12 protein-coding genes are annotated in these 12,555 nt (G+C 69.0%); 10 read left to right on the top strand and 2 right to left on the bottom strand.

Features of this window, described 5'->3' with window-relative positions:
• The 10 genes from F7Q96_RS24185 to F7Q96_RS24230 form a co-directional block, all read left to right on the top strand.
• The coding region (locus F7Q96_RS24185; protein WP_151023410.1) for a type II and III secretion system protein family protein at positions 1-1,761 on the top strand (1,761 nt) is incomplete at its 5' end.
• A 21-nt stretch (positions 1,762-1,782) separates the two neighbouring features.
• On the top strand, positions 1,783-2,124 hold the full coding sequence (locus F7Q96_RS24190) for a hypothetical protein (RefSeq protein WP_151023412.1): 342 nt from the start codon (positions 1,783-1,785) through the stop codon (positions 2,122-2,124).
• Between the two features lie 67 nt (positions 2,125-2,191).
• Positions 2,192-3,457 (top strand): pilus assembly protein TadG-related protein, encoded by a 1,266-nt coding sequence (locus F7Q96_RS24195; protein WP_151023414.1) that lies wholly within the window; start codon positions 2,192-2,194, stop codon positions 3,455-3,457.
• 95 nt (positions 3,458-3,552) lie between these two features.
• On the top strand, positions 3,553-4,059 hold the full coding sequence (locus tag F7Q96_RS24200) for a TadE/TadG family type IV pilus assembly protein (RefSeq protein WP_151023425.1): 507 nt from the start codon (positions 3,553-3,555) through the stop codon (positions 4,057-4,059).
• On the top strand, positions 4,056-4,526 hold the full coding sequence (locus F7Q96_RS24205; RefSeq protein WP_151023416.1) for a TadE/TadG family type IV pilus assembly protein: 471 nt from the start codon (positions 4,056-4,058) through the stop codon (positions 4,524-4,526). Before F7Q96_RS24200 ends, F7Q96_RS24205 begins: the two co-directional genes overlap by 4 nt.
• 61 nt (positions 4,527-4,587) lie before the next feature.
• On the top strand, positions 4,588-5,772 hold the full coding sequence (locus F7Q96_RS24210) for an AAA family ATPase (RefSeq protein WP_053822270.1): 1,185 nt from the start codon (positions 4,588-4,590) through the stop codon (positions 5,770-5,772).
• Positions 5,773-5,939: 167 nt separating this feature from the next.
• Complete coding sequence (locus F7Q96_RS24215) at positions 5,940-7,319, top strand: CpaF family protein (RefSeq protein WP_053822271.1); 1,380 nt, start codon at positions 5,940-5,942, stop codon at positions 7,317-7,319.
• 12 nt (positions 7,320-7,331) lie between these two features.
• On the top strand, positions 7,332-8,345 hold the full coding sequence (locus F7Q96_RS24220; protein ID WP_053822272.1) for a type II secretion system F family protein: 1,014 nt from the start codon (positions 7,332-7,334) through the stop codon (positions 8,343-8,345).
• A gap of 8 nt (positions 8,346-8,353) precedes the next feature.
• Positions 8,354-9,328: a type II secretion system F family protein gene (locus tag F7Q96_RS24225; RefSeq protein ID WP_212762950.1), complete on the top strand. Its 975-nt coding sequence runs from the start codon at positions 8,354-8,356 to the stop codon at positions 9,326-9,328.
• A 190-nt stretch (positions 9,329-9,518) separates the two neighbouring features.
• Positions 9,519-10,319, top strand: a complete 801-nt coding sequence (locus tag F7Q96_RS24230) for a metallophosphoesterase (protein WP_053822273.1) — start codon at positions 9,519-9,521, stop codon at positions 10,317-10,319.
• Positions 10,320-10,444: 125 nt separating this feature from the next.
• Here the strand turns inward: F7Q96_RS24230 and groL are convergent, their stop codons facing one another.
• Positions 10,445-12,088, bottom strand: coding sequence for a chaperonin GroEL (groL, locus tag F7Q96_RS24235; protein WP_053822274.1), 1,644 nt, complete (start codon positions 12,086-12,088; stop codon positions 10,445-10,447).
• Positions 12,089-12,196: 108 nt separating this feature from the next.
• Positions 12,197-12,487, bottom strand: coding sequence for a co-chaperone GroES (gene groES / locus F7Q96_RS24240; RefSeq protein WP_006578153.1), 291 nt, complete (start codon positions 12,485-12,487; stop codon positions 12,197-12,199).
• Between the last annotated feature and the right edge of the window lie 68 nt (positions 12,488-12,555).

Genomic DNA, 12,555 nt, shown 5'->3' on the forward strand with positions numbered 1-12,555 from the left:
CCCGCGGCCGGGGCGCGCCCGGCGGGCAACGCCGGCGCGGCCGCGGCGTCCGGCGCGCCGATGCAGATGACGATCAGCATGGCGCCGGCCCGCGCGCCGGTGCCGGCGGCCGATACGCGCGGGCCCAATTGCAGCGGCCCGGTGCGCGAGGAAAGCCATGTGGTGGTGCCGATCGGCAAGTCCACGCTGATCCCGCTGCCCGAGCCGGTGCGCAACCGGACCGTCGGCAATCCCGAGGTCGTGCAGGCGACCATGGTGTCGCCGCAGACGATGTACGTGCTGGGCCGCAGCCTGGGCACCACCAACATGATCGTGCAGGGTCGCAGCGGCGCCTGCAGCGTGATCAATATCGCGGTCAATGTCGATGCCGGCGGCCTGCAGGGTTCGCTGGCGCAGCTGATGCCCACCGAGCGCGGCATTCGCGTCGCCACCGCCGCCGACAACCTGGTGCTGACCGGCAGCGTGTCCAGCGCGCAGGCGGCCCAGCAGGCGGTCGAGATCGCCCGCGCCTATGCCGCGGTCGCGCAGGGCGACAAGGAGGCGAAGAACGGCGGCGTGCTGAACATGCTGAGCGTCGACACGCCGCAGCAGGTGATGCTCGAGGTCAAGGTCGCCGAAGTCTCGAAGACGCTGCTGAACCAGCTCGGCTCGCAGCTGAACCTGCAGGGCGGCATCGGCTCGTGGACCGGGGGCCTGGTCACTTCGCTGCTGACCGGCTCGCGCACCGCCATCTTCGGCAGCAAGGCCAACAACCTGCCGCTGGACATCGCGATCGATGCGCAAAAGAACGACTCGCTGGTCAAGATCCTCGCCGAGCCGAACCTGGTCACCCTGAGCGGGCAGGAGGCCAGCTTCCTCGCCGGCGGCAAGATCTATATCCCGGTGGCGCAGAGCAACGCCGTAGTGGGCGGCGTGCCGACCATCACGCTGCAGGAAGAGGAGTTCGGCGTGGGGCTGAAGTTCACGCCGACCGTGCTGGCCAACGGCCGCATCAACCTGAAGGTCGCGCCGGAAGTCTCCGAGCTGTCGCCGACCGGTGCCACCGTGACCGGCGCGACGTTGACGGGCCAGACGATCCTGCCGGTGATCACCACGCGGCGCGCGTCCACCACCGTGCAGATGCGCGACGGCGAGAGCTTCGCCATCGGCGGGCTGCTGCAGAACAACGCGCGCGGCGCGCTGAAGGCGCTGCCCGGTGCCGGCGAAGTGCCGGTGCTCGGTGCGCTGTTCCGCAGCACATCGTTCCAGCAGGACATGTCGGAGCTGATCTTCATCATCACGCCGCGGCTGGTGCAGCCGATGCAGCATGCAGGCGCGCCGCTGCCGACCGACAGCTTCTCGACGCCGAATCCGCTCGAGCTGTACCTGCTCGGCAACATGGAGGGCTCCACCGGCAAGCCCGCGCCGGCCGCACCGCAATCGCCCGCGCCCGCGCCGCAAGCGCCGGCCCCTCGCTCCGCACCGCAACCGGCCACGCTGGCGCCGCCGCCGTCCTCTGCGCCGGCCTCCCCCTCCCCGGTGCCGCGCACCGCGCTGCCGGCAGGCCGGCCGCTCGCGGAAGCGCCCACGGCGGCGGAAACATCGGCCTCGCGTACCACGCCATCCGCGGCGCCGTCCGTCGCAAGCGCTGCCGCACCGGTGGCGCGGGAGGAGTCGCAGGCCCAGCGGATCGCCCGGATCGAGGCGACTGCCGCGCGGCTCGCCCGTGCCCGTGCGGCAACGCCCGCGGGCGCGGACGGCAAGCCCGCCGCCCTGAACTGAGCGCACCGTCAGGAGAACGCCATGAACAAGCACGCCATCCACAAGCCTTCGCCATCGTCGCGCGTACGCGCCGGGCTCGCTGCCCTGCTCGCCGCACCGCTGCTGGCCGCCTGCATCAGCACCACGCCGGTCTGGGACAGCCGCTTCGGACAGTCGGTCCATGCGGTCAAGCAGGCCCAGATCATCAACCCGAACGCGCCAGCCGGCTTGCCTTCCCTGACCGGCGTCGACGGCAAGGCCGCCGTCGCGGCGATGGGCAACTACGACCGCTCGCTGCAGCGGCTGTCGCCCGGCGGCGCCCATGGCAACGGCGCCGGCATGCAGGGCGGCATCGGCATGTCGGGCGGCATCGGCACGCGCTGACGCGCGGCGGCGCGATGCAGCGGAGCGAGTCAGTTCGCCAGCCAGTTCGCAAGCCAGGGAGACAGCCATGATGCAGCCGAACACAGCGAGACCGCATCCACGCCGGCGGGCAGCGACGCTGCGGCGCCAGCAAGGCGCCGTCGCGATCGTCGTCGCATTGTCGCTGGTCGCGATGGTGGGGTTTCTCGGGCTGGCGCTCGACCTCGGCAAGCTCTACGTGGCCAAGAGCGAGCTGCAGAACGGTGCCGACGCCTGCGCGCTGGCGGCGGCGCGCGATCTGACCGGCGCCACGCCGCTGGCGGTGTCCGAGGCGGCCGGCATCACCGCCGGCTATCGCAATCTGGCGCTGTTCCAGAGCGAATCGGTGCAGTTCGCCGCGGACAGCAGCGTCACCTACAGCGACGCACTGGCCAACCCGTTCTATCCGAAGAGCAGCGTGCCGTACGCGCTCGACACCATCAAGTACGTCAAGTGCGCGGCCTCGCGCGCAGGCATCGCCAACTGGTTCGCCCAGGTGCTGAACCTGCTGCCCGGCGGCAATGTCGGTCCCAGCACCGTGTCGTCATTCGCCGTGGCCACCGTCGGCGCCGCGCAGACCGCGTGCGCGATCCCGGTATTCATCTGCAAGCCGGACACCATCAGCCCGCCGGAGCCGCCCTACACCGTGGGCCAGTGGCTGATTTCGAAGCTCGATGCGGGCAACAAGGGCGAGTATGGCGGCGGCAATTTCGGCTGGGCCGATCTCGGCGGCGGCAGCGGCACCAAGAGCCTGGCCGAACAGCTGAAGGGCTCGGGCCAATGCAACCTGCCGGCGCTCGGCACCGAGATCGGCACCACCGGCAACAAGTCGTCGCTGGCGGACGAGTGGAACAGCCGCTTCGGCATCGTCAAGGCCGGCAAGGTGGTCGGCGTGCCCGACTTCACCGGCCATGCGTACAACGACACCACCTGGCCCGCCAAGGCCAACGCCTATCCGGACTTCACCGCCAGGCGCAAGGCCTACGCGCCGTACCAGGGCGACAGCGTCGCGATGATCGATACCAAGGGCTCGCCGTCCGGCACCGCCGCGCATCAGGGCGGCGCCGACCGGCGCATGGTGCTGGCTCCGGTGGTCGACTGCAGCGGCTTCGCGGTGTCCGGCACGCACAAGGCCAGCGTACTCGAATGGGCCTGCCTGCTGATGATCGAGCCGATGCAATGGGGCGGCAACATCAACTCGGTGCGGCTCGAATACCGGGGCGCGTCGAGCTCGCTGGGCAGCCCGTGCGCGACGCAGGGCATCCCGGGCCTGGGCAGCGGGCCCGGCCCGCTGGTGCCGGTGCTGGTGCAGTAGCGGCCGGCCGCATCGACAAGCGACAGGAGGCCATCGTGACGACGCCGATCCCCCGCTCCGCCAGCGGCACTGCCGCGCGCCATCACCGGCTCGCGCTGCGTCGCGCCGGCGCGCGCGAACGCCAGCGCGGCGTGGCCGCGGTCGAGTTCGCGATCCTGCTGATCCCGCTGCTGCTGATGCTGTGCGGCGTCGCCGAGTTCGGCCGCGCGATCTACCAGTACGACGCGCTGACCAAGGCCACGCGCGGCGCCACGCGCTACCTGTCGCAGTTCTCGCCCGACGACGCCGGCTATCCGGCCGCGCAGGCCAAATGCATGGCGGTCCATGGCAATACCGGCTGCACCGGTGCTCCGCTGGTCGGCGGACTCAGTACCGCGATGGTGGTGATCTGCGACCGCGTCGACGCGGCGGGCTGTCCGGGCATGACCTTCGCCAACGTCAATACCTACGACAACGGCGCCGGTGCCGGCGTGCCGGCCGGCACGGTCAACCTGGTGGCGGTCAAGATCACCGGCTTTGCCTACTCGCCGATCCAGCCGCTGATCGATGCCGGCGGACTGGTGTTCTCCGATGTGATGACCGTGATGAGGCAAGTGCTATGAAGCCCGCCCTCCTCCCCCGCGCCACGCGCATGCGGCGCGCGCGCCAGCGCGGCGCCACCGTGGTCGAGTTCGCGATCGTCGCGATGCTGTTCTTCACGCTGCTGATCGGCGTGGCCGAGATGGCGCGCGTGCTGTTCCACTGGAACACCGCCAGCGAGGCGACGCGCTGGGGCGCGCGCATGGCGGTGGTCTGCGATGCCAATGCCGCGATCATCAAGACACGCATGGCGACGCTGATGCCGCAGCTGGCGCCGTCGAACATCGCGCTGGTCTACGAGCCCGCCGGCTGCGACAGCGATCCTGATACCGCGCGCGCCAGCTGCGCCAGCGTGACCGTCAGCGTCACCGGCCTGACCGTGCAGACGCTGGTGCCGATGATTCCGATGGCGCTGCCGGTGCCGCCCTTTGCCACCACGCTGTCGCGCGAAAGCATGAACAGCGCGACCGGCGGGCCGGTCTGCAGCTGAACATGGCAACGCCTCGCGGCGCCCGTCGCGGCGCACAGAACAACGAACAGGAGAAGCCGTCATGCTGACGATTCTGATCGCCTCCGAGCAAACCGACCGGCTGGCCGAGATCGCGCGGCTGTGCACCCAGTGCGGATCGTTCCAGACGCTGGCGCTGACCGAGGCGCCGGCGCGCATCGCATCGCATGCGAGCCAGCTGGCGCTGGCCGACATGCTGGTGATCGCGCACGGCAACATGGGACCGGCGCAGATGCAGGGCATCGAGGCGATGCGGCAGCAGCATCCCGAGCTGCCCTGCATCCTGATCACCGACGCGGTCGACCCCGAGCTGCTGATCAAGGCGCTGCGCACCGGCATCCGCGACGTGCTGGCATGGCCGCTGGAGCAGGGCCAGCTCGGCGACGCGCTGCGCCGGCTGCAGGCTGCCGGCACCCAGCGGCGCCGCCGCGCCGCGCGGCTGGTGTCGCTGCTGTCGTGCAAGGGCGGCGCCGGCGTGACCTTCCTGACCGCCAACCTCGGCCATGCGCTGGCCGCGCAGGGCAGGCGCGTGCTGGTGCTGGACCTGAACCGCCAGTTCGGCGATCTGGTGCACACGATCTGCGACCGTACGCCGCCGGCGACGCTGCCCGACGTCTGCGCGCAGATCGACCGCATGGACGCGGCCTTCCTCGAAGCATGCCTGACGCCGGTAGCCGACGGCTTCGACGTGCTGGCCGGCGCGGCCGATCCGATCAAGGCGGCGTCGGTGCGCAAGGAGCAGGTCGAATGGATCCTGTCGCTGGCGCTGCCGCACTATGACTTCGTGCTGGTCGATGCCGGCCAGGCGATCGATCCGGTGTCGATCGGCGTGCTCGACCGCAGCGACCGCATCGGCGTGGTGCTGCAGCCGACCATCGCCTACGCACGCACCGGCCGGCGCCTGCTCGACATCCTGCGGGCGCTGCACTACCCCGACGACAAGATCCGCGTGCTGCTGAACCGCGACGATCGCCGCAACGAGCTGGAGCGCACCTCGCTCGAGCAGATCTGCGGCAGCCCGGTCTGGCACGCCCTGCCCGAGGATGCGGCGACGGTCGCCGCGGCGATCAGCCACGGCGAGGCGGTGCTAGCGATGCACCGGCGCAGCGCCATCGCGCGGGCGCTGCAGTCGCTGGCCGCGCAGCTGGCCGCCGCGGAACCGGAACCGCAGGGGGGCAGCGAGCCCTCGTCGCTGCGCCGGCTGCTGCTGCGGGTCAAGGCGGCCTGAGCAGCGTCGTTGCGCCGCCAGCACGCCAGCACGCCAGCACGCCAGCACGCCAATACGCCAATACGCCAATACGCCAATACGCCAATACGCCAATACGGCATTACGCCAGCAAGTCCGCGCCCACCCCTGCGCCCGCACGCCAACCTTCCCTCGAGCCGGAGACCGCCATGTCGATCCGCGAACAACTGTCGAACGCCAGCCCGGACTTTGCCGCCCTGTCCGTCAACGGCCATCCTGCCACCGCGCTGTCCGGCGGCGGCGGTTATCGCGCGCTCAAGCGCACCGTGCACGAGGCCGTGCTCGAGCGCGTCGAGCTGGAGCGGCTTGCGCATATTCCGCCCGATCAGGTCCGGCACGAGATCGGCCTGCTGGTCGGCGCGATCGTCGACGAGGGCAAGGTGCTGCTCAACGACGCCGAGCGCCGCCTGCTGATCGGCGAGATCTACGACGAGATGTTCGGCTTCGGCCCCCTCGAGCCGCTGCTGCGCGATCCCACCGTGTCCGACATCCTGGTCAATACCGCGCGCCAGACCTATGTCGAGCGCCGCGGCAAGCTGGAACTGACCGACATCGTGTTCTACGACGACGCGCACCTGATGAAGGTCATCGAGAAGATCGTGTCGCGCGTCGGGCGCCGCATCGACGAGACCAGCCCGATGGTCGATGCGCGCCTGCCTGACGGCTCGCGCGTCAACGCGATCATCCCGCCGTCGGCGATCGACGGTCCGCTGCTGTCGATCCGCCGTTTTGCCGTCAATCCGCTGCAGGTCGCCGACCTGGTCGCGTACCAGAGCCTGACGCCGCCGATGGCCCAGCTGCTGCAGGCGCTGGCGCACGCCAAGGTCAATCTGCTGGTGTCGGGCGGCACCGGCAGCGGCAAGACCACGCTGCTGAACATCGTGTCCGGCTTCATCCCGCTCGACGAGCGCGTGGTCACCATCGAGGACGCCGCCGAACTGCAATTGCGGCAACCCCATGTGCTGCGGCTGGAGACCCGCCCTCCCAATATCGAGGGCAAGGGCGAGATCACGCAGCGCTCGCTGGTCCGCAATGCGCTGCGGATGCGGCCCGACCGGATCATCCTCGGCGAAGTGCGCGGCGCCGAGGCGCTGGACATGCTCAATGCGATGAACACCGGCCACGAGGGCTCGCTGACCACGATCCACGCCAACACGCCGCGCGATGCGCTGACGCGGCTCGAGAACATGGTCAGCATGGCCGGCATGAACGTGCCGCCGAAGGCGATCCGCCACCAGATCGCATCGGCGATCACGGTGATCGTGCAGGCGGCGCGGCTCAGCGACGGCAGCCGCAAGATCGTCAGCATCCAGGAGATCACCGGCATGGAGGGCGACGTCATCAACATGCAGGAGATCTTCACGTTCCAGCGTACGGGCGTCGGCCAGGACGGCACCGTGCGCGGCCATTTCCGCGCGACCGGCGTCTATCCGAAGTTTGCCGAGCGGCTGCGCGTCTACGGCGTCGCGCTGCCGGACGAGACCTACGATCCGTCGCGGCGCTTCGACATCCAGGGCATGGCGGCCTGACGGAGAGCGACCATGAACCTCGGTCAATTCGCACAGTTGGGACAGCTGGGACACTACGCGCTGTACGCGTTCGGCGTGTTGCTGTTCATTGCCGTCGTGCTCGCCATCGAAGCGGTCTACCTGTGGTGGAGCAGCCATCATGGCGCATCGGCACGGCGCATCGACGCGCGTATCCGCGCGCTGTCGGCCGGCGGCCAGATCGGCCGCGAGCAGATGTCGATCCTGAAGGAGCGGATGCTGGCCGGCAGCCCGCGGATGCAGCGCCTGCTGATGCGGGTGCCGCGCGTGGCCGCGCTGGACCGCTGGCTGCAGCAGTCGGGCAGCACCTGGTCGGTCGGCCAGCTGCTGGGCTTCAGCGCCGCCAGCCTGCTGATCGCGTTCGCCGTGCTGTCGCTGCTGCCGCTGCCGTTCTGGCTGGCCGCCGCCGGCGCGCTGCTGGCCGCGACGCTTCCCGTGCTGCGTACGCTGGCGCAACGGCAACGGCGGCTGAAGCGCATGGAGGCGCAATTGCCCGATGCCATCGACATGATCAGCCGGTCGCTGCGCGCCGGGCACTCGTTCGCAGGCGCGCTCGGCACCGTCGGCCAGGAAATGAAGGCCCCGCTCGGGCCCGAATTCCGGCTCGCCTTCGAAGAGATCAACTACGGCGTCTCGCTCGACGATGCGCTGACCAGCCTGGCGATACGGGTGCCGGTCGGCGACCTGCGCTACTTCGTGATCGCCGTGCTGATCCAGCGCGAAAGCGGCGGCAACCTGGCCGAGGTGCTCGACACCATCAGCCGGCTGGTGCGCGAGCGGCTCAAGCTGTTCGACAAGATCCGCGTGCTGTCCGCGGAAGGCCGGCTGTCGGCGTGGATCCTCGGCCTGCTGCCGTTCGGCACCGCCGGGCTGATCTCGGTGCTGAACCCGGGCTTTCTCGACGTGCTGTGGCAGGACCCGGCGGGCATCCGCATGGCCGGCACGGCGCTGGTCATGATGGCGCTCGGGGTGTTGTGGATGCGCAGGATCATCCGTATCCGGGTATAGGAGGAATCATGGAAGCCATGCAGACACAACAATGGCTGTTGCTCGGCCTGGTATTCATCGCCGCGTTCGGCGCGGCGCTCGGGCTGATGCTGGTGTGTGCGCCGAACCGGCTGCGCGCGCGGCTCGAGCGGCTTGGCGGCGGCGGCACCGCGGGACCAGGCGCCGCGTCGGGCGCGGGGCAGGCCGGCAGCGACTGGAGCGCGCGGCTCGGCGAATGGGCCAGGCCGGTGTCGCGCTTCGCGCTGCCCAGGGAAGGCTGGGAGAATTCCGCGCTGCGCGTGCGCTTCATGAACGCCGGCTGGCGCGGCACCACGGCCCCGACGCTGTACTTCGCCGCCAAGACCGTGCTCGCGCTGGCACTGCCGCTGGCCGCGCTGGTGGCGACCGTCGGCACGCCGCTGGCCAGCGACGGCGCACTGCTGGCGGTGCTGCTGATCGCGATCTGCGCGGTCGGCTACTACCTGCCCAACGCGGTGCTGGCGCGCAGGATCGCCCAGCGCAAGCGCGCCGTGTTCGAGGAGTTTCCCGATGCGATCGACCTGCTGACGGTCTGCGTCGAGGCCGGGCTCGGTCTCGATGCGGCGCTGATGCGGGTCGCCGGCGAGCTGTCGCTGCGCTGCCCGGTGCTGGCCAACGAGCTCGAGCTGATGCTGCTGGAGATGCGCTCGGGCTTCTCGAAGGAGAAGGCGCTGTCCAACCTGGCGCTGCGCACCGGTGTCGACGACGTCGAGCGCTTCGCCGCGATGCTGGTGCAGGCCGACCGGTTCGGCACCAGCCTGGGCGAATCGCTGCGCGTGCTGTCCGACATGCTGCGCACCAAGCGGCGGATGCTGGCAGAAGAGCAGGCGGCCAAGATCGCGCTGAAGCTGCTGTTCCCGCTGATCTTCCTGATCTTCCCGTCGCTGCTGGTGGTACTGCTGGGGCCGGCCTTTATCCAGATCGTGCGGGTGCTGCTGCCGACGATGACCGGACAGGGCGGCTGACCCGCGAGTCCCTCGGCTGCCCGCCATCACACCCAGGCAACGCGGACAGCCTTCGCCCGGATTCGTCCGGGCCTTTTTCGCTGGTGCGTCCGCTCGGCGTGCCGGTCGGCGATGCCCGCACTTGACCGTCCCCGCCGCATGCTGAACACTCCGATGGCACAGGCCCGTCTGGAGGCCAGCTGGAGGCGGCATGAAGCTACGCGTTCTGAGCGATCTGCATCTGGAACACCATACCCCCGAATCGGTCCCGGACTGCGACGCCGACGTGGTCGTACTGGCCGGCGACATCGCCAACGGCCGCGACGGCATCGACTGGGCGGCGCGGCATCTGCGCGGGCCGATCGTCTATGTGCCCGGCAACCACGAGTACTACGACAGCACGTTCACGCGGGTCGATGCGCAACTGGCCGCCGCCGCGGCCGAGCATCCTCAGGTCCACCTGCTGACTGCCGGCGGGGCCGTGTTCGCACTGCCGGGCCAGCCGCCGGTCCGCGTGCTGGGCACGACCTGGTGGTCGGACTACGCGCTGTTCGGCCGCGAGCGCGTCGACGAGGCGATGCAGGCCTGCGCCAAGGTCATGCTGGACCATCGGCTGATCTCAGTGGAAGACGGCAGCGATGACGGTGAACGCGGACCGCGGCGCTTCACGCCGGCCGATGCGCTGGCGCGGCACCGGGCCGAGTCGGCATGGCTGGCCGGCGAGCTGGAAAAGCCGTTCGACGGCGCCACCGTGGTGGTCACCCACCATGCGCCGGACCTCGGCAGCCTCGACCCGCGCTATGCGCACGATCTTGCGTCGGCCGGCTTCATCTCGCGCCGGCCCGACCTGGTCCAGCGCGCCGACCTCTGGATCCACGGCCATACGCACACCAGTTTCGACTATCGCGTCGACGGCGCGCGCGTCGTCTGCAACCCGCGCGGCTATGTGCGACGCGGCGACGGGGCGCTGGAGAATGCGAGGTTCGATTGGGGGTATGTGGTCGAGGTCTGAGCTCGCCCGAAAACGCCCCACCGCGAGCCCAAAACAAAAACCCCCACGGGCTTGCACCCGTGGGGGTTTTGACTGACGCGATTCGCGCAGCGTGGGCAGTCGGCCGGAGCCGACGGCCGGCGTGATTACATCATGCCGTCCATGCCGCCCATGCCACCCATGCCGCCCGGCATTGCCGGCGCCGACTCTTCCTTCGGCGTTTCGGCGATCGCGCAGTCGGTGGTCAGCATCAGCGACGCGACCGAAGCGGCGTTTTGCAGCGCGGTGCGGGTCACCTTGGTCGGGTCCAGCACGCCCATCTCGACCAGGTCGCCGTACTCGCCGCTGGCGGCGTTGTAGCCGAAGTTGCCGTTGCCTTCGATGACCTTGGCGACGACGACCGAGGCTTCCTCGCCGGCGTTCAGCACGATCTGGCGCAGCGGCTCTTCCATGGCGCGCAGCACGATCTTGATGCCGGCGTTCTGGTCGGGGTTGTCGCCGCTCAGGCTCGAGATCGCAGCGCGGGCACGCAGCAGGGCCACGCCGCCGCCCGGGACGATGCCTTCTTCAACGGCAGCGCGGGTGGCGTGCAGCGCGTCTTCGACGCGAGCCTTCTTTTCCTTCATTTCGACTTCGGTGGCAGCGCCAACCTTGATCACCGCAACACCGCCGGCCAGCTTGGCCACGCGCTCTTGCAGCTTCTCGCGGTCGTAGTCCGAGGTCGCTTCCTCGATCTGGGCGCGGATCTGCTTGACGCGGCCTTCGATCGCGGCGGCGTCACCGGCACCGTCGATGATGATGGTGTTTTCCTTGCCGATCTCGACACGCTTGGCTTGACCCAGGTCTTGCAGCGTAGCCTTTTCCAGCGTCAGGCCGACTTCCTCGGCGATCACGGTGCCGCCGGTCAGGATAGCGATGTCTTCCAGCATGGCCTTGCGGCGGTCGCCGAAGCCAGGCGCCTTGACGGCGGCGGTCTTCAGGATGCCACGGATGTTGTTGACCACCAAGGTCGCCAGCGCTTCGCCTTCGACGTCTTCGGCGATGATCAGCAGCGGACGGCTCGACTTGGCCACTTGCTCCAGCACCGGCAGCAGGTCGCGGATGTTCGAGATCTTCTTGTCGAACAGCAGCACGAACGGGTTGTCGAGCTGGACGACTTGCTTGTCCGGGTTGTTGATGAAGTACGGCGACAGGTAGCCGCGGTCGAACTGCATGCCCTCGACGACTTCCAGCTCGTCGGCCAGCGACTTGCCGTCTTCGACGGTGATCACGCCTTCCTTGCCGACCTTGTCCATCGCTTCGGCGATCAGCTTGCCGATCACTTCGTCGCTGTTGGCCGAGATCGCGCCAACCTGGGCGATTTCCTTGCTGGTCGTGGTCGGCTTGCTCAGCTTCTTCAGCTCTTCGACGGCGGCGCCCACGGCCTTGTCGATGCCGCGCTTCAGATCCATCGGGTTCATGCCGGCGGCAACGTACTTCATGCCTTCGCGCACGATCGACTGGGCCAGCACGGTCGCGGTGGTGGTACCGTCACCGGCGTTGTCGCTGGTCTTGGAAGCGACTTCCTTGACCATCTGGGCGCCCATGTTCTGCAGCTTGTCCTTCAGCTCGATTTCCTTGGCGACCGACACGCCGTCCTTGGTCACGGTCGGGCCGCCGAAGCTGCGCTCGAGCACCACGTTGCGGCCCTTCGGACCCAGGGTCACCTTGACCGCGTTGGCCAGGATGTTCACGCCTTCGACCATCTTGTGGCGAGCGCTGTCGCCGAACACTACGTCTTTAGCTGCCATGTTCTAGATCTCCAGAATTCTGTACGGGAAAAGTCCCGGGCGCGATCGCCGCAGCGGCGGAACCGTGCGCCCCGGGGGTTCCGGACGCGCGGCGCCCGGACAGCGACATCACTTGTTGATGACCGCCATGATGTCTTCTTCGCGCATGACCAGCAGTTCCTGGCCATCCACCTTCACGGTCTGGCCGGCGTACTTGCCGAACAGCACGCGGTCACCCACCTTGACGTCGAGGGCGATCGACGCGCCCTTGTCATCCTTCTTGCCCGGGCCGATGGCCAGCACTTCGCCCTGATCGGGCTTCTCGGCAGCATTGTCGGGAATCACGATGCCGGAAGCGGTCTTGGTTTCGTTGTCCAGACGCTTGACGATCACGCGGTCGTGCAAAGGACGCAGATTCATACGGACTCCTTAGTACAAGTGAGCATTTATTTGCAAAGTGGCCGCCGCGGAACTGCGGAGGCCCTTGA

Source organism: Cupriavidus gilardii (assembly GCF_008801915.1).
GTDB classification, from domain to species: domain Bacteria; phylum Pseudomonadota; class Gammaproteobacteria; order Burkholderiales; family Burkholderiaceae; genus Cupriavidus; species Cupriavidus gilardii.